Annotated in this window: 14 protein-coding genes and 2 tRNA genes; 12 read left to right on the forward strand and 4 right to left on the reverse strand. The window is 71.0% G+C overall.

All coding sequences use genetic code 11. From position 1 onward, the window contains the following. Position 1 precedes the first annotated feature (1 nt). The 3 genes from H9L41_RS06425 (at position 2) to fdhF (ending at position 6,924) form a co-directional block, all read left to right on the forward strand. On the forward strand, positions 2–2,722 hold the full coding sequence (locus H9L41_RS06425) for a cation-translocating P-type ATPase (protein ID WP_051318974.1): 2,721 nt from the start codon (positions 2–4) through the stop codon (positions 2,720–2,722). Positions 2,723–2,806: 84 nt separating this feature from the next. Beyond that, entirely contained in the window at positions 2,807–4,264 is a 1,458-nt protein-coding gene (locus H9L41_RS06430; protein WP_028446105.1) for a complex I 51 kDa subunit family protein, read from the forward strand. Then, positions 4,252–6,924, forward strand: a complete 2,673-nt coding sequence (gene fdhF / locus H9L41_RS06435) for a formate dehydrogenase subunit alpha (RefSeq protein ID WP_028446104.1) — start codon at positions 4,252–4,254, stop codon at positions 6,922–6,924. Before H9L41_RS06430 ends, fdhF begins: the two co-directional genes overlap by 13 nt. A gap of 523 nt (positions 6,925–7,447) precedes the next feature. On the opposite strand, the gene H9L41_RS06440 is transcribed toward fdhF, so the two are convergent. After that, positions 7,448–7,537: transfer RNA gene (locus H9L41_RS06440), tRNA-Ser, on the reverse strand. A gap of 100 nt (positions 7,538–7,637) precedes the next feature. Here H9L41_RS06440 and mltF point away from each other — a divergent pair. After that, entirely contained in the window at positions 7,638–9,101 is a 1,464-nt protein-coding gene (gene mltF, locus H9L41_RS06445) for a membrane-bound lytic murein transglycosylase MltF (protein WP_169730176.1), read from the forward strand. Positions 9,102–9,300: 199 nt separating this feature from the next. On the opposite strand, the gene H9L41_RS06450 is transcribed toward mltF, so the two are convergent. Beyond that, positions 9,301–9,375 (reverse strand) — tRNA-Arg (locus H9L41_RS06450). A gap of 63 nt (positions 9,376–9,438) precedes the next feature. On the opposite strand from H9L41_RS06450, the gene H9L41_RS06455 reads away from it, so the two are divergent. From H9L41_RS06455 to H9L41_RS06470, 4 genes are all read left to right on the forward strand, one after another. Next, entirely contained in the window at positions 9,439–9,951 is a 513-nt protein-coding gene (locus tag H9L41_RS06455; RefSeq protein WP_028446103.1) for a peroxiredoxin, read from the forward strand. A 9-nt stretch (positions 9,952–9,960) separates the two neighbouring features. Next, complete coding sequence (locus H9L41_RS06460; protein WP_028446102.1) at positions 9,961–10,374, forward strand: DUF2721 domain-containing protein; 414 nt, start codon at positions 9,961–9,963, stop codon at positions 10,372–10,374. A 75-nt stretch (positions 10,375–10,449) separates the two neighbouring features. Beyond that, positions 10,450–11,178 (forward strand): substrate-binding periplasmic protein, encoded by a 729-nt coding sequence (locus H9L41_RS06465; RefSeq protein WP_034606827.1) that lies wholly within the window; start codon positions 10,450–10,452, stop codon positions 11,176–11,178. 74 nt (positions 11,179–11,252) lie between these two features. After that, entirely contained in the window at positions 11,253–12,710 is a 1,458-nt protein-coding gene (locus H9L41_RS06470; protein WP_051318972.1) for a serine/threonine-protein kinase, read from the forward strand. A 129-nt stretch (positions 12,711–12,839) separates the two neighbouring features. Here H9L41_RS06470 and H9L41_RS06475 read toward each other — a convergent pair whose 3' ends face one another. Then, positions 12,840–13,289, reverse strand: a complete 450-nt coding sequence (locus H9L41_RS06475; RefSeq protein ID WP_028446100.1) for an acyl-CoA thioesterase — start codon at positions 13,287–13,289, stop codon at positions 12,840–12,842. 210 nt (positions 13,290–13,499) lie between these two features. On the opposite strand from H9L41_RS06475, the gene H9L41_RS06480 reads away from it, so the two are divergent. From H9L41_RS06480 to H9L41_RS06495, 4 genes are read left to right on the forward strand one after another with little or no spacing between them, the layout of a single operon-like run. After that, the gene (locus tag H9L41_RS06480) at positions 13,500–13,808 is read left to right on the forward strand and encodes a PadR family transcriptional regulator (protein ID WP_028446099.1); all 309 of its coding nucleotides are present in this window, start codon (positions 13,500–13,502) and stop codon (positions 13,806–13,808) included. Positions 13,809–13,813: 5 nt separating this feature from the next. After that, on the forward strand, positions 13,814–14,404 hold the full coding sequence (locus H9L41_RS06485) for a DUF1700 domain-containing protein (RefSeq protein ID WP_028446098.1): 591 nt from the start codon (positions 13,814–13,816) through the stop codon (positions 14,402–14,404). A 26-nt stretch (positions 14,405–14,430) separates the two neighbouring features. Beyond that, positions 14,431–14,649, forward strand: a complete 219-nt coding sequence (locus H9L41_RS06490; protein WP_157461959.1) for a hypothetical protein — start codon at positions 14,431–14,433, stop codon at positions 14,647–14,649. Then, the gene (locus H9L41_RS06495; protein ID WP_157461958.1) at positions 14,637–14,852 is read left to right on the forward strand and encodes a hypothetical protein; all 216 of its coding nucleotides are present in this window, start codon (positions 14,637–14,639) and stop codon (positions 14,850–14,852) included. The genes H9L41_RS06490 and H9L41_RS06495 overlap by 13 nt, the downstream gene beginning before the upstream one ends. A 317-nt stretch (positions 14,853–15,169) precedes the next feature. Here the strand turns inward: H9L41_RS06495 and H9L41_RS06500 are convergent, their stop codons facing one another. Beyond that, positions 15,170–16,348: a PA0069 family radical SAM protein gene (locus H9L41_RS06500; protein WP_265583953.1), complete on the reverse strand. Its 1,179-nt coding sequence runs from the start codon at positions 16,346–16,348 to the stop codon at positions 15,170–15,172. Positions 16,349–16,388 lie beyond the last annotated feature (40 nt).

The raw sequence follows: 16,388 nt of genomic DNA on the forward strand, positions 1-16,388 counted from the left end.
CATGTCCGATTGGCACGCCCTGCCGGCAGAACAGGTGGTCGACCGGCTCCGGGTCGATCCCGCCCGGGGGCTGGCCGAGCCCGACGCGGCCGCCCGCCTGAAGACCTACGGCCGCAATGCGCTGGCCCGCCGGCCGGGCCGCGGCCCGCTGGCCCGCTTCGCCGCGCAGATCGGCCAGCCGCCGATCGTGGTGCTGGTCGCCGCCGGCGCGGTCACCGCCGTCTTCGGCGAGTGGGTCGACGCCGCGGCGATCCTCGGCGTGGTGCTGGTCAACGCGCTGGCCGGTTTCGTCCAGGAAGGCAAGGCCGAAGCGGCGCTGGCGGCGCTGACCAGGATGGTGGCCAGTGAGGCCGTCGTGCTGCGCGACGGTCGCCACCGCAAGCTGCCGGCCGAGCAACTGGTGCCGGGCGACCTCCTGCTGGTGGCCAGCGGCGACAAGGTGGCGGCCGATCTGCGCCTGCTCAGCAGCAAGTCGCTGTCCACCGTCGAATCGATGCTGACCGGCGAAGCGGCCGCCGTCGCCAAGACGGCCGAGGCCCAGCCGGGCGGCGCCCCGCTGGCCGAGCGGCAGAACATGGCCTACGCCGGCACGCTGGTGGTGGGCGGGCAGGGCATGGGCGTGGTGGTGGCCACCGGCGATCGCACCGAGACCGGCCGCATCGCCCGCCTGATCGGCCAGGACCCGTCGCTGAGCACGCCGCTCACCCGCAAGCTGGCAAGGCTGGTCCGCTACCTGCTGGCCGCCATCCTGGTCCTGGCCGTCGTCACCTTCGCCATCGGCGTGCTGCGCGACGAATCGGCGCTCGAGATGTTCATGGTGGCGGTGGCCCTGGCGGTGGCGGCCATCCCCGAAGGGCTGCCGGCGGCGATGACCATCACGCTGGCCATCGGCGTGGCCCGCATGGCCCGGCGCCAGGCCATTGTCCGCCAGCTTCCGGCGGTGGAGACGCTGGGCAGCACCACGGTCGTCTGCGCCGACAAGACCGGCACGCTGACCGAGAACGCCATGACGGTCCGCGCGATCTGGGCCGGCCTGGCCGGCTTCGCGGTGAGCGGGCACGGCTACGGCCCGCACGGCGGCATCGCCGCGGCCGGCGGCCGACCGGCAGGCATCGGCGGCGCGCTGCGCGAGACCCTGCTGGTCGGTGCGCTTTGCAACGACGCCCGGTTGCAGCACGACGGCCGGCACTGGAGCGCGGCCGGCGATCCGACCGAGGCGGCGCTGCTGGCCGCGGCGCGCAAAGGCGGCCTGGACGAGGTCACCCTGAACGCCGTCTTCCCGCGGCTGGACGAGTTGCCGTTCGATGCCGACCGCCAGTACATGGCCACCCTGCACGAGATCGAAGGCACGCGGGTCGTCTGCGTCAAGGGCGCGCCGGAGAAGCTGCTGCCGGCCTGCAGTCGCATGCTGGACGCCGACGGCCACGAGCGGCCGCTGCTGGCGGAGCTGGTCCAGATCGAAGCGCGGCGGATGGGCGACGAGGGCCTGCGCGTGCTGGCGCTGGCGCGCTCCGAGCTGGCCGCCGGGCAGCGGCTGGACCATGACCGGGTCGGCCGCGAGCTGGTCTTCCTCGGCCTGGTCGGCATGATCGACCCGCCGCGCCCGCGCGCCATCACCGCGGTCCGCACCTGCCAGGGCGCCGGCATCCGGGTGAAGATGATCACCGGCGACCATCCCGCCACGGCCCTGGCCGTCTCCAGCCAGCTGGGCATCGTCGCGCCGGGCGGCGCGGTGCTGACCGGCGGCGAACTGGCGGCGCTCGACGAGACCGCCCTGTGCCGGGCGGCCGCCGAGGTGGACGTGTTCGCCCGGGTGGCGCCGGAGCAGAAGCTGCGCCTGGTGCAGGCGCTGCAGGCCAACGGCGAGGTGGTGGCGATGACCGGCGACGGCGTGAACGACGCGCCGGCCCTGCGCCAGGCCGACATCGGCATCGCCATGGGCCGCGATGGGACCGAGGTCGCCAAGGAGGCCGCGGCCATGGTGCTGACCGACGACAACTTCGCCAGCATCGAGGCGGCCGTCGCGGCGGGCCGCGGCATCTACGACAACCTGGTCAAGTTCCTGGCCTGGACCATCCCGACCAACGTCGGCGAGGGGCTGGTGGTGGTCGCCGCAGTCTGCGCCGGCAGCGTCCTGCCCATCACCCCGCTGCAGATCCTGTGGATCAACATGACGACCGCCATCCTGCTGGGCCTGATGCTGGCGTTCGAGCCGGCCGAGCGCGGCATCATGCAGCGGCCGCCGCGGCCGCCGGCCGCCCCGGTGCTCGACCGTGCCCTGGTCCCGCGGCTGCTGCTGGTCAGCGTGCTGCTCCTCGTCGGGGTGTTCGGCCTGTTCGAATGGGCCTTGCGGCAGGGCCAGCCGCCGGCGGTGGCGCGCACCGTCGCCAGCAATGCGCTGGTGCTGGTGGAGCTGGCCTACCTGTTCAACTGCCGCTCGCTCGGCCAGCCCTGCTGGCGGCTCGGCTGGTTCGCCAACCGCTGGATCTGGCTGGGCAGCGCCGCCATGGTGGCGTTGCAGCTGGCCTTCACCTATCTGCCGCTGTTCAACCGGGTGTTCCAGACCGCGCCGCTCGAGCTCGGGCACTGGGCCGTCATCGTTGCCTACGCGCTGGGTTGCGGCCTGCTGGTCGAGGCGGAGAAACGCCGCCGTCCGTCGCGGCGGAAGCCCTGCCGCCCGTCGGCGGCCTCGCCGGACGCGCGCTGCGGACCGATCGTTTGATCCTGCGCAGAATTCGCGCCCGGCGTTTTCCGCAGAATCGATCGGAACGCCCATCCAAGGGCTGCCGCGCGGGGGAGGGAAGGTATGGATGCGATGCATGGCCCGGGCACGGGCGGCTACTACCACCTCGAGCACGTCGCGCTGGCCGGCCGCGCCTGCCGCGGGCTGGCCTGCTTCGCCGCCCGCAACGACGCGCCGCGGCGCTGGCGCGAGGCGCACGGCGACACGCCGCCGCTGCACTGCCTGGGCCAGTGCTACCGCGCGCCGGCCGCCTGCGGCGACGACGGGCCGGTGCCGGCCGAGTCGCATGCGCGCCGGACCGTGCTGCTGGCCAACGTCGGCCGCGGCGGCGTGCGCGACCTCGCCGCCTACCAGCAGGCCGGCGGCGGCCAGGCCCTGCGCCAGGCGCTGGCCACGCCGCGGGCGGCGCTGCTGGACATGATCGCCGCCTCCGGCCTGCGCGGCCGCGGCGGGGCCGGCTTCCCGGCCGGGCGCAAATGGCTGGCGGTCGCGCGGGCCGAGGCGGGCTGCAAGTACCTGGTGGTGAACGCCGACGAGGGCGATCCCGGCAGCTTCAGCGATCGCCTGCTGATGGAGGACGATCCTTTCCTGCTGATCGAGGCCTGCTTGATCGCCGCCCTTGCTGTCGGCGCCCGGCGTGGCCATATCTATTTGCGCGCCGAATACCCGGAGGCGGCCGCCGTGCTGCGCGCCGCCCTGGCCGCGGCCCGCGGGCAGCGCTGGCTGGGCGCCGGCGTGCTGGGCAGCGCGCACGATTTCGAGCTGGAACTGGTGATCGGCCAGGGCAGCTATGTCTGCGGCGAGGAGACCGCGCTGCTCGAATCGATCGAAGGCCGCCGGCCGGAAGTACGGCTGCGCCCGCCGCAGATCACCGAAGCCGGCCTGTGGGGCGCCCCGACCCTGGTCCACAACGTCGAGACGCTGTGCGCGGTGCCGTGGATCGTCCGCCACGGCGCCGAGGCCTACGCGGCGCTCGGCTACGGCCGCAGCCGCGGCACCAAGCTGTTGTCGCTCAACTCGCTGTTCCGGCGTCCCGGCCTCTACGAGGTGGAATTCGGCATCAGCCTGCGCCGCATCGTCGACGAACTGGGCGGCGGCCTGCGGCGCGGCCGGCTCAAGGGCCTGATGGTGGGCGGGCCGCTGGCCGGGCTGATCCCGCCCGCGCTGCTGGACACCCCGCTGGACTACGAGGCCATGCAGGCCATCGGCGGCGCGGTGGGCCACGGCGGGGTGATCGCCTTCGCCGACGACACCTCCATCGTCGAACTCGTGGCCGAGGTGTTCCGCTTCGGCGCCATCGAGAGCTGCGGCAAATGCACGCCCTGCCGGCTGGGCAGCCCGGAACTGGCCGCGATGTTCGAGGCGGCGCGGCGCGGCGAGCGGATGGAGCGCGACCGCTGGCAGGCGCTGGTGCGGGCGCTGGCCGCCGCCAGCCTGTGCGGCCACGGCCGCGGCCTGGCCGAATTCGCCCGGGCGATCGAACGGCACTACCCCGAGGAGCTGGCGACATGCTTCAGGTGACCATCGACGGCCGCATCCACCGTTTCCCCGCCGATATGCCGCTGCTGCACGCCTTGCAGCAGGCCGGCAGCCCGGTGCCGCAACTTTGCCACGACGACAGGCTGAAGCCCTACGGCGGATGCCGGATGTGCCTGGTGGAGGTGGCGGGCGAGGCGCGGCCGGTGGCCGCCTGCGCCGCCGGCCTGCGCGACGGGATGCAGATCCGCACCGACAGCCCGGCGCTGCAGGATCTGCGCCATACCCAGCTGTCGCTGCTGGCCGCGCGCTACCCGGGCCAGGCGCTGGCGCAGCAGCCGGAACTCCCGTTCCACCGGCTGCTGGCCGAACACGGCCTGGCCGCCGCGGCGGAAGGCGGGCCGCCGCTGCCGATCCACACGGCCTTCCGCGACGACGGCCATCCCTACCTGGCCGTGGACATGGACCGCTGCATCCATTGCCAGCGCTGTGTGCGCATCTGCGACGAGGTGCAGGGCCAGTTCGTCTGGCAGGTGCATCAGCGCGGCGAGCGCAGCCAGGTGCTGCCGCGCGACGGCCGGTCGCTGCTCGGCAGCGGCTGCACCGCCTGCGGCGCCTGCGCCGACACCTGCCCCACCGGCGCCATCCACGACAAGCGCAGCACGACGGCCGAGCGCTGGACCCGTTCGACCTGCGTCTATTGCGGCGTCGGCTGCCAGCTGGAGGTAGGCAGCCGGGCCGGCCGGGTGGTCGCCGTCCGTCCCGCCGACAGTCCGGTCAACCGCGGCCACCTGTGCGTGAAGGGTCGCTACGCCTTCGAGTTCAACCACTCGCCGGAGCGCATCGGTCGGCCCATGCTGCGGGAGGGCGGCCACTGGCGCGAAGCGGGCTGGGACGAGGCGCTCGACTACGTCGCCGACCGGCTGGGCCGGATCGTCGTGCGGCACGGGCCTGACAGCGTGGGCGTGCTCGGCTCGGCCCGCGCCACCAACGAAGAGAACTACCTGGCGCAGAAATTCGCCCGCCTGGTGCTGGGCACCAACAACGTGGACTGCTGCGCCCGCGTCTGCCACACCCCGAGCGCCAAGGCGCTGAAGACCATGCTCGGCACCGGCGCCGCCACCAACGCCTTCGACGACATCGAGCAGGCCCGCACGCTGCTGCTCTGCGGCGCCAACCCGACCGAGAGCCACCCGGTGCTCGGCGCCCGCATCAAGCAGGCGGTGCGCAACGGCGCCCGGCTGATCGTGGTGGATCCGCGCCGCACCGAGTTGGCCGACCATGCCACCGTCCACCTGGCGCTCCGGCCCGGCTGCAACGTGGCCGTGTTCAACGCCATGGCGGCCTGCATCGTCGAGGAGGGGCTCGTCGATGCGGGCTTCCTGGCGGAACGGGTGACCGGCTTCGCCGCCTACCGCGAATTCATCCGCGCCTACCGCCCCGAAGCGGTGGCGCAGGCCTGCGGCCTGACGGCGGAGGCGATACGCAAGGCCGCCCGCCTGTATGCGGGCGCCGGGCCGGCCATGTGCATGCACGGCCTGGGCATGACCGAGCACGTGCAGGGCACCGACGGGGTGATGACCTTGATCAACCTGGCCCTGTTGACCGGCAACCTGGGCAAGCCCGGCAGCGGCATCAATCCGCTGCGCGGGCAGAACAACGTGCAGGGCGCGGCCCACATGGGCTGCGACCCGGTCACGCTGCCCGGCGGGCAGTCGTTCGAGGAGGCGGCCGAGCGGGTGGAGCGGGTCTGGGGCGCCGCGCTGCCCGGGCAGCGCGGCCTGGATCTGCCGGGCATGCTGGACCGCGCCGCCGAAGGGCAATTCATGGCGCTGTGGTGCATCGGCTACGACATCCATCAGAGCCTCGCCAACGCCAACCGGACCGGCCAGGCCCTGCAGCAGCTGGAGCTGGTGATCGTGCAGGACCTGTTCCTGAACGAGACCGCCAAGGCCTTCGGCCATGTCTTCTTCCCCGCGGCCAGCGTGTTCGAGCGCGACGGGACCTTCATGAACGCCGACCGGCGGGTGCAGCGGATCCGCCGCGCCGTCGACCCGCCCGGCGAGGCTCGGCCCGACTGGTGGATCATCCAGGAGCTGGCCGCCCGCATGGGCCACCCGGACGGCTTCCGCTTCGACGGCCCGCAAGCGGTCTGGGACGAAGTGCGCCAGGTCTGGCCGGCCGGCGCCGGACTCGGCTACGACCGGCTCGAACGCGAGAGCATCAACTGGCCTTGCCCCGACGAGGCGCATCCGGGCACGCCGGTGCTGCACCGCGACCGCTTCGCCATGGGCCAGCGGGCCGAGCTGGCCTGCATCGATTTCACCCCGACGCCGGAGCGCTGCGACGCCGATTACCCGCTGCTGCTCAACACCGGCCGGACGCTGTATCACTTCAACGCCGGCACCATGACCTACCGCACCGCCAACGCGGCGCTGAGCCCCTGCGACATGCTGGACATGGCCCCGGCGGATGCAGCGGCGCTGGGCCTGGCGGACGGCGAGCTGGCGATGGTGCGCAGCCGCTATGGCAGCGCGGTGCTGCCGATTCGCCTCAGCGAGCGGATCAAGCCGGGCGAGCTGTTCACCAGCTTCCATTGCGCCGATCTGTGGGTGAACCGGCTGACGTCGCCGCTGCGCGACGGCCAGGTGCATGCGCCGGAATACAAGGTGACGGCGGTCCGGGTCGAGCGGCCGGAGGGCTGAGCGGGCCGCCGCGGCAGATTGCGGGAGTGGCGGCGGGCAGCAGGCCCCGAACGATCCAGGGCTTCGGCCTTCGCGACGTCGCCGCCGACCGGGACGATTGCCGAGCCGCATGCCCCGCCTCGGGCAGGCCTCGAGCGGCGGCCGGCAGACGCAGGTCGGCCCGCGCCAGGCTCGAGGACATTTCGAGCGGCATGCGGAAAGAAGAGGCTGGATTGACGCGGCGCCGAAAGATCGGGCGTGCGGGGAGCGATTCCTCTTGGCGTGCCTCGCTGCTCAGGTCTTGGGCACACGGACGGGGAGGACCATGCCGTCGCCACTCTTCGGAGGCGAGCCCGGCCTGATTGGCGCCGGCAGCCGAGCGAGGCGATGAGGCGCGAGTCGGGCGGATCGTTTCTCCGCATCGCGAGGCCGCGCCATCCATGTTCAGGATCGCGGCGGTAGGCCGGCGCGGGATCAGGCCAGCAGCGGCAGCCCTGGAAAAGCGAAAAGCCCTGAATTTCTTCAGGGCTTTTCGCTTTGATGCTGGCGGAGAGGGTGGGATTCGAACCCACGGTGAGCATACACCCACGCCTGATTTCGAGTCAGGTACATTCGACCACTCTGCCACCTCTCCGTCTCGAAGGCGCGCATTTTGTCCATGCCCGAGGCCTTTGTCAACCGCCGTTTGCAGCGAACGCCCAAGCCGCGGACTCCGTGGCAAAATGCCGATTGCCATGATCCATGACAAAAGCATTTTCCGTCGCTGCGCCGTTCTGCTGCTGGCCCTGCTGGCGGCGTGCGCGCCGCCGTCCAAACCGGCCGAGCCCGAACGCTCGACCCGCATCGCGCCGCTGAAGGACAGCGGCGAGCTGGTGGTATTGATCCGCAACGGCGCGACCAGCTTCTACGTCGACGCCGAGGGCAAGTACGCCGGGCTCGACTACGACCTGGTCACCCGCTTCGCCAGCGAGATCGGCGCCAAGGTGAAGTTCGTGGTGGCGCCGCGGCTGGCCGAGATGGGCGAGCGGCTGGCCCGGCACGAGGCGCACCTCGGCGTGGGCATGACCCACCGCGGCGGCGACGGCCTGCAGTTCGGGCCGAGCTACCTCGGCATGCGGCCGGTGCTGGTCTACCGCAGCGAGGAGCGCAAGCCGCGCGACTTGGCAGACCTGGGCGAGGGCATGCTGATGGTCGGCAGCCAGTTCGCGCCGATGATGGCCGACCTTGCCAAGCGCAATCCCGGCCTGCGCTGGAACGAGGCGCAGCATCAGGACGCCGAGGAACTGGTCGAGAAGGTCGAGTCGGGCCTGATCGACTACGCCGTGGTCGACGGCTACGGCGCCTCGGTGGCGCAGAACTACCACCCCGGCGTGGCGACCGCCTTCGAGATCGGCGAGCCGCTGCCGCTGGGCTGGGCCTGGCCGGCCGACGCGCCGGCCGACTTCGCCGCCCGTGCCACCGACTTCTTCGTCCGCGCACAGCGCGACGGCACGCTGGCGCGGCTGATCGACCGCTACTACGGCCACGCCAACCGGCTGCAGCCGATCGACGCCACCACCTTCCTCAGCCGCCGCAACAGCGTGCTGCCCAAGTTCCGCGATCATTTCGTCGAGGCCGAGGCGCGCTTCGGCATCGACTGGCGCATGCTGGCCGCGCTCGCCTACCAGGAGTCGCACTGGGACCCGTTCGCCACCAGCGCCTACGGCGTGCGCGGCATCATGATGCTGACCACCGACACCGCCGACCGCATGGGCGTGAAGGACCGGTTGCTGGCCGACCAGAGCATCATGGGCGGTGCGCGCTACCTGGCCATGCTGCGCGACGCGCTGCCGGCGCGCATCCCCGAGCCGGACCGGACCTGGATCGCGATGGCCGGCTACAACATCGGCATGGCCCACCTGGAAGACGCGCGCGTGCTGGCGCAGCGGCTCAAGAAGAAGCCCGACAGCTGGACCGACCTCAAGGGCGTGATCCCGCTGCTGCGCAACTACGAGTACTTCAGCACGCTCAAGTTCGGCTTCGCCCGCGGCGGCGAGACGGTGATCTTCGTCGAGAACGTGCGCAGCTACTACGACATCCTGGTGCGCTTCGAGAAGCCGGTGAAACCGATGTTTCCGCCGTTCGACGAGCAGGTGACGGTGAGCAATCCGGAAGGCGTGCGGCTCGGCATCGACGCCGCGGCCAAGGGCATGGACTGAGCGGCCGGACGGAGGGGCAGGGCGGGAACGTTCGGTGCGGAAAACGGACCGAGCGTGATCGCGGCGGCCTGCTCATGGAGATCGGTGGGGAAGATCGGGCCGGACGCGATCGATTCGGCTTGAAGCCGTGACGGCGGCCGTTGTAGGCTGCGCGCCGGTCGGCCGCCCGAGCGGGCGGCAGGGTTGCCGCCAGGGAGGCTGGCGCCCCCGACAGGAATCGAACCTGTAACTGCCCCTTAGGAGGGGGCCGTTATATCCATTTAACTACGGAGACAGCCGGGCGGCATTCTAACCGAAAACCGTTCGCCGGCGCTCCGATCCCAAGCGGGAGCCCGCCATGAAACGCCTGTTCGCCCTGTTGTTCCTGATCCTGGGCTGCTTCGCCTACGCCGACATCCTGGTCGGCCAGGCGGCGCCGGCCTTCGCGCTGAGCGACCAGCACGGCGCGACGCGCACTTCGGACGAATTCCGCGGCAAATGGCTGGTGCTGTACTTCTATCCCAAGGCCGACACGCCCGGCTGCACCGAGGAGGCCTGCAGCTTCCGCGACGACATCGTGCTGCTGCGCGCGCTCGGCGCCGAAGTGGTCGGCGTCAGCACCGACGACGTGGCCGCCATCCGCGCCTTCGGCGACAAGCACACGCTGCCGTTCACGCTGCTGGCCGATCCGGAAGGGCGCACCGCCGAGAAGTACGGCGCGCTGACCAACCTCGGCCTGATGAAGTTCGCCAAGCGCCATACCTTCCTGATCGATCCGAACGGCCGCATCGTCAAGCGCTACACCGACGTCGACACCAAGGCCTATGCCAAGACCCTGCTGGCCGACCTGCGCCAGCTGAGCAAGAAATAGGGCGCCGGCATGCGCATGGAAATCAGCGTGCCGGCGCTGCTGTTCCCGGCGATCTCGCTGCTGCTCCTGGCCTACACCAACCGCTTCCTCGGCCTGTCGGGCGTGATCCGTTCGCTGCACGACGACTACCAGGTCCGGCCCGATCCCAAGATCCTGCGCCAGATCGCCAACCTGCGCCGCCGGGTGGCGCTGATCCGCAGCATGCAGGCGGCCGGAGCCAGCGCGATGCTGCTGTGCGTGCTCAGCATGTTCATGATCTTCTTCGAACTGCAGCCGATCGCCCACGCCGCCTTCGGCATCAGCCTCGCGGCCATGCTGCTGTCGCTCGGGCTGTCGCTGTCCGAGATCCGCATGTCCAGCGACGCGCTCAACATCCTGCTGGCCGACATGGAAGAAGACCTCGCCCGCCACGCCGACGCCTGATCGGCGGTCGAAGCCGGGCCGGCCGCGGGCCGAACGCGCGGCTATAGTGGTATGAATCCCCGACGAGGTCGCCCCATGTTCGTCGTCCGCATCTTCGCGCTGCTGGTCCTGCTGCTGTGCTCGCCGGTCCGGGCCGAGCCGCCCTGGCAGGTGGCCGGCGACCAGGCCTTTCCGCCCTATGCCTACCTCGATCCGGCCAGCGGCCAGCCGGCCGGGCTCGATACCGAGATCGTGCGCGCGGTGCTCGAAGCGGTCGAACAGCCGTACGAGATCCGGCTCTACCCGTGGGAACGGGTCAAGAAGATGCTGGAATACCGCCAGGTCGACCTGGCCTACCAGTTCGTCGGCACGCCCGAGCGGATGGCGCAGTACCGGCTGGTCGGGCCGATCCGCAACGGCATCACGGTGCTGATGTCGCGGCGCGACGGGCCGGCCGACTTCCGCACGCTCGACGAACTGGCGCCCTATACCATCGGCACCGTGCTCGGCTTCTCCTATACCGAGGCCTTCGACAAGGCGCCCCTGAAGAAGGACAGCGGTGCCACCAATCCGCAGCAGTTGATGCAAAAGCTGCTGCTCAAGCGCGTCGACCTGATCGTCGGCGACAAGGCGCAGCTGCTCCACCTCGCGCGCGAAGCCGGCGCCGAGAAGGAATTGCGCGTGGTGGGCCGGCCGCTGGCCGAGGTGCCGCGCTACGTCGGCTTCGCCAAGGACGACGAGGCCCGCGCCCGCCGCTTCGCCGAAGGGCTCGAACTGATCCGCCGCAACGGCACGCTCGACCGCATCCTCGCGCGTTGGCAGTAATTACCGTCCGAAATGACAGCATGTTGCCGAAGACTGCAACATGGTTTTTGTCGTCAGGACGCTAGAATACGCGGATGGACAAGCTCGCCCACTACCGCATCGAGACCACCCTGGGCCAGGGCGCCATGGGCGTGGTCTATCGTGCCATCGACGAGCGGCTCGACCGCACCGTCGCGCTCAAGGTGCTGCGGCTCAACCTGACGCCCGAAGAGCGCAGCGAATACGCACCGCGCCTGCAGCAGGAAGCGCGCTCGGCCGCCCGGCTCAATCACCCCAACATCATCACCGTCTACGATTGCGGCGACGTCGATGGCCATGCCTACCTGGCGATCGAATACGTCGAGGGCAAGACGCTGCAGGCGCTGATGGAGGCCGGCGTCAAGCTGTCCACCGGCCGGGTGGTGAAGCTGGCGCGCCAGCTGTTCAGCGCGCTGGACTACGCCCACGAGCACCACGTGGTGCATCGCGACATCAAGCCGGCCAACCTGATGCTGACCGCCGACGGCCGGCTCAAGATCACCGACTTCGGCATCGCCCAGCTGCCGACCAGCGACCTGACCCGCGCCGGCACCATCGTCGGCTCGCCGCGCTACATGGCGCCCGAGCAGATCGAGGGCAAGAAGCTCGACGGCCGCGCCGACCTGTTCGCCGCCGGCATCGTGCTGTACCAGGTGCTGACCGGCCAGCGGCCGTTCGACGGCGACCACGTCGCCACCATCGCCTACCGCATCCTGCACGAGGCGCCGGTACCGATCCATGAGCTGAACCCGGACGTGCCCGACTGGCTCGGCGCGCTGGTGATGCGCTGCCTCGAGAAGGACCCGGCCAAGCGCTACCAGCGTGCGCGCGAAGCGCGCGCCGAACTGCGCGAGCACGTGGCGCCGGCTTCGTCCGGCAGCGCCGCGGGCGAGAAGGCGGTCGCCGCCGCGGTTGCGGCGCCGGCTTCGGCCGAAGCGGCTGCCGCCGCCGAACCGCGGGGCGCCGTGGCCGCGTCGGCCGGCGCCAGCGGCAAGCCGCACCGCAAGCTGCCCTGGCTGGCGCTGGCCCTGGGCGGCGTGCTCGCCGTCGGCGCCGCGCTGGCGATGCTGGTGCGGCCGGCCGCGCCGATGGTGGTGCTGGAGCCGTCCAAGCCGCCGATGGCGCAGGCCGAGATGCTCGAGCCGCCCGGCGCGCCGGGTTCGCTGCCGGCCTCGGCCGCCATGCCGGTACGCGCCGAGGGGCCCGATCTCGCCACCTCGACGCCGGCCGCCGACCCGGCCGCGGGTACCGACGAAGACGCGGCCGCCCGGCCTGCCAACACCGCCAAGTCCACCGCCAAGCCGGGCCGCAAGCTGCCGGAAAAGACCGCGCCGGTCGCGGCCCGGCCGGCCGAACCGGTCCAGCCGGTGCATGTCGCCAGCGAGCCCGACCCGACCCCCGCACCGGCGGCACCGGCGGACAAGGGCGACGAGAAGGGCTTGTGGCAGAAGCTGACCGGCTGCAGCGAAGACGGCAGCTGCCCGCAGGCCAAGAAGGTCAAGCGCGACCGCTAGGAAGCCCGCTCGGCGGATGGCCTGCTGACTGCTCCGGAAACGACGACGCCCCTTTTGCAGGGGCGTCGTCGTTTCTGGTGGCCAGCGTTCTGGCGGCCGGCGCTCCGGCGGCCGGCGGTGCGCCGTGGCTCAAGCCTGCTTGAGCGGGATCTCGGCGAAATCCTCGGTGCGATCGAGCGCGGAGAAGATCGCCAGCAGCTCGGCCGGCGGCTGCATCAGCTTGCGCTGGCGCAGGTCGAACCAGGCGCCGCTGATCTCGTGCAGCGCGGCCGGGCGGCCGTCTTCCTTGCAGAGGTCGTGGCGGATGCGGAAGCGGCTGCCGTCGGCCGACAGGCCGGCGATGCGGACCACCACCGACACCCGCTCGCTCATCTTCAGTTCCTTGTAGTACTCGGTCGACTCCTTGAAGATCACCGGCCCGAAGCCGTGCTTCTGGAACTGGTCGAAGCCGAAGCCGTGCGCGCGCAGCCATTCGATGCGGGCATGGGTGCAGAAGTCGGCGTAGGCGTTGTGGCGGACATGCTGGTTGGCGTCGCAGTCGGACCAGCGGACTTCGACGAGGTGGCTGAACGATTCCATGGGGCTTTCCGGGTGGGTCGACACGACATGCTAGAGCAGTCGCGAATTATCGAGCAAGCGCTTGGTAATTTATATGGGGATGCAGTGCAAGCTACCTTGCTATCGACAGGTATTTTTCGGCGCAAGGTACCTTGCACTAAAAGATACCTTGCGCTACATTGCAATCACCGACGAACGACCGCGCCGCGGCGTGGCAAGAGGAGGGCGACGATGAAGACCCAGTTGAAGAAAGGCGTGCTGGAAATGTGCGTGCTCGCGCTGCTCGAGCGGCACGACAGCTATGCCTACGAGATCGTCTCGACGCTGGCCGACGGCGTGGAAATGAGCGAAGGGACGATCTATCCCCTGATGCGGCGGCTGCAGAACGACGGCCTGGTCAGCACCTACCTGGTCGAGTCCGATTCCGGCCCGCCGCGCAAGTACTACCGGCTGGAAGTGCGCGGACGCGAAGTGCTGGCCGAGATGAAACAGGAATGGAGCGGCTTCCTGGAAGAAGTGAACAAGATCATTGAGGGGTGACGACGATGAACCGCGAACAGTTTCTCAAGCAGTTGCGCGCCGAATTGCGCGGCATGGCGCCGCGCGAGATCGACGAGATCGCCGTCGACTACGAGGAATATTTCCGCGATGCGCTGGCCGACGGCCGCGACGAGACCGAGGTGTCGCGCTCGCTGGGCACGCCGCGCCAGCTGGCGCGCGAGCTCAGGGCCGAGGCGCGCATCAAGGACTGGCAGCAGAAGCGCTCGACCGGCAACTTCGCCCGCATGCTGATCGCGGTGGCCGGCCTGGGCCTGATGAACCTGATCATGCTCGGCCCCTTGCTGGCGATCGGCTGCGCGCTGCTGGCCTTCTTCCTGGCCGCCCTGGCGCTGATCCTGGCCGGCGCCGCGCTGGTGTTGGCCAGCCTGCCCGGCGCGGGGCTCGGCGATTTCATCACGGTCGACGTGGCAGGCTCGAACCTGACCGAGCCGCTGGCCGTCGCGCTGGCCGGCATCGGGGTGTTCTGCTCGGGCCTGGTGCTGGCCTACGTCGACGTCTGGCTGACCAAGTGGGCCGGCATCGGCCTGGCGCGCTACGTCCGGCTCAATTACCGCGTGATCCGCGGCGAGGCTTGATGCTGCATCGACTGGGAGGATTCGCGATGTTCGGATTGTTCGGAATGAGCCGGCCGTCGAAGGCCCGGCCGGCGGTGGCCGGGCTGGCGGAAGCCGGTCGGCAGCTCGAAACGCGCGGGGCGCCGGGCCAGGCCGATGCGCCGGCGGATCGCCGGCCGGCCCAGAATGCGGCCGACGCCGAGGCCTGGCTGCCGCGGCCGGGCCGTGCGGGCCGGCCGGTGGCCGAGGCGGCGTGGCAGCCGTGAGGAGCCTGGCCGAGCCCTTGCTCGTGCTGGCGCTCGGCGTCGCGCTGGTCACGGTGGTCTGGCTCGACGCCGGCCTGCAGGCCCGGCTGGCCGCTCGCCACCGGGCCGAGGCGGCCAGCGCCGGCCGCCCCGTCGTCACCGCGGCCGCAGGCGCGGCTGCGGCTTCGCCCGAGCGCGTCGAGGAATTCCGCCGCATGCGCTGATGGGCGAGCATGCACGTGGGACAGGCCAACGCGCCGACCGCGTGCAAGTGTACGGGCGCGTGAACTCGGCGCGGCCCACCCCCTCTCTCCGGGAGCGGGCAGAGCGAGGGGCGCCGGTCGAGTCATGGCTGACCGGTGAGGAACGCAAGTCCAGTTGTCCCCTTCGCCCCAATGCCGATCCCATGCCAGGCCGGATTCCCGCACCCGCGCCGACATCTGTCCCGGTGCAGCTGGGCCACCGCTTCGAGGTAGCTGACCCCGCATCCGCGCCGGCATCTGTCCCGGCCCTTCAGCTTCCGACTTCCCCTCAGGACAATTCAGAACAACTCGTACTGCGGATGATCGACCGGCCGCCGGAACCGGCTCTCGTCGAGCTCCACCGACGCGCGCGCCAGGCCCAGCCGCTGCCGCGCCAGCCGGAAGCGGTGCGACAGCAGGTCGGCGAAGGCGCCTTCGCCGCGCATCCGCTTGCCGAAGCGGGCGTCGTTGTCCTGGCCGCCGCGCATTTGCCGCAGCACGCTCAGCACGTGGTCGCGCTTGAGCGGGTAGTGCTGCGCCAGCCAATCCTCGAACAGCGTCTTCAATTCGTAAGGCAGCCGCAGCAGCACGTAGCCGGCCGTGCCGGCGCCGGCCGCCGCGCTGGCTTCCAGGATGCGTTCGAGCTCGTGGTCGTTGAGCGCCGGGATCATCGGCGCCGCCAGCACGCCGACCGGGATGCCGGCCGCGGCCAGGGCGCCGATCGTCTCGATGCGGCGCAGCGGCTGGCTGGCGCGCGGCTCCATGCGCCGGGCCAGCTCGCGGTCCAGCGTGGTGACGCTGACCATCACCTGCACCAGCTTGTCGCGCGCCAGGTCGCTCAGCAGGTCGATGTCGCGCTCGATCAGCGCATTCTTGGTCAGCAGCATGGTCGGGTGGCGCGTCTCGGCCAGCACTTCGAGCACCGCGCGGGTCAGCTTCAGCTCGCGCTCGGCCGGCTGGTAGCAGTCGGTATTGCTGCCGATGCAGATCGGCGCGACGCGGTAGCCCGGCCGCGCCAGCTCGGCGCGCAGCAGCGCGGCGGCATTGGGCTTGGCGACGATGCGGGTCTCGAAGTCGAGGCCGGGCGAATAGCCCCAGTAGGCGTGGCTCGGTCGCGCGTAGCAGTAGATGCAGCCGTGCTCGCAGCCCTGGTAGGGATTGATCGACTGGGTGAAGCGGAGGTCGGGCGACTGGTTGCGGCTGACGATGGACTTGGCCGGCTGCAGGGTGATGACGGTGCGCGGCGCGACCGTCTCGTCGTCGCCGGCCGGCCAGCCGTCGTCCTGCGCTTCGCGGGTGTGGGCGGCGTAGCGGTTGTCGGGGCTCAGGCCGGTGCCGCGGCCTCGGGCGGGGTGTGGTTCATGCCCGCCATTGTAATGCCTGGTGAACGATCGTTCACCGAGGCGCCGTTGCGATCGGGCGATTCGCGACGGACGGCTTGCCGGGCAGCGGCGGGATCGGGGCGCGGCCCCGGCCACGGCGGTGGCGCCGCGGCATTCGCGGCTGAAGCCGCCCTGC

The organism is Chitinimonas koreensis (genome assembly GCF_014353015.1).
In the GTDB taxonomy this organism is placed as follows: domain Bacteria; phylum Pseudomonadota; class Gammaproteobacteria; order Burkholderiales; family Chitinimonadaceae; genus Chitinimonas; species Chitinimonas koreensis.

Excerpts from the sequence above, each read along its gene's own strand:
- H9L41_RS06475 (WP_028446100.1), bottom strand. The coding sequence starts at position 13,289 with ATGGAATCGTTCAGCCACCTCGTCGAAGTCCGCTGGTCCGACTGCGAC.
- H9L41_RS06480 (WP_028446099.1), top strand. The coding sequence starts at position 13,500 with ATGAAGACCCAGTTGAAGAAAGGCGTGCTGGAAATGTGCGTGCTCGCG.
- H9L41_RS06430 (WP_028446105.1), top strand. The coding sequence starts at position 2,807 with ATGGATGCGATGCATGGCCCGGGCACGGGCGGCTACTACCACCTCGAG.
- H9L41_RS06485 (WP_028446098.1), top strand. The coding sequence starts at position 13,814 with ATGAACCGCGAACAGTTTCTCAAGCAGTTGCGCGCCGAATTGCGCGGC.
- H9L41_RS06470 (WP_051318972.1), top strand. The coding sequence starts at position 11,253 with ATGGACAAGCTCGCCCACTACCGCATCGAGACCACCCTGGGCCAGGGC.
- H9L41_RS06490 (WP_157461959.1), top strand. The coding sequence starts at position 14,431 with ATGTTCGGATTGTTCGGAATGAGCCGGCCGTCGAAGGCCCGGCCGGCG.
- H9L41_RS06455 (WP_028446103.1), top strand. The coding sequence starts at position 9,439 with ATGAAACGCCTGTTCGCCCTGTTGTTCCTGATCCTGGGCTGCTTCGCC.
- H9L41_RS06425 (WP_051318974.1), top strand. The coding sequence starts at position 2 with ATGTCCGATTGGCACGCCCTGCCGGCAGAACAGGTGGTCGACCGGCTC.
- fdhF (WP_028446104.1), top strand. The coding sequence starts at position 4,252 with ATGCTTCAGGTGACCATCGACGGCCGCATCCACCGTTTCCCCGCCGAT.
- H9L41_RS06465 (WP_034606827.1), top strand. The coding sequence starts at position 10,450 with ATGTTCGTCGTCCGCATCTTCGCGCTGCTGGTCCTGCTGCTGTGCTCG.
- H9L41_RS06460 (WP_028446102.1), top strand. The coding sequence starts at position 9,961 with ATGCGCATGGAAATCAGCGTGCCGGCGCTGCTGTTCCCGGCGATCTCG.
- mltF (WP_169730176.1), top strand. The coding sequence starts at position 7,638 with ATGATCCATGACAAAAGCATTTTCCGTCGCTGCGCCGTTCTGCTGCTG.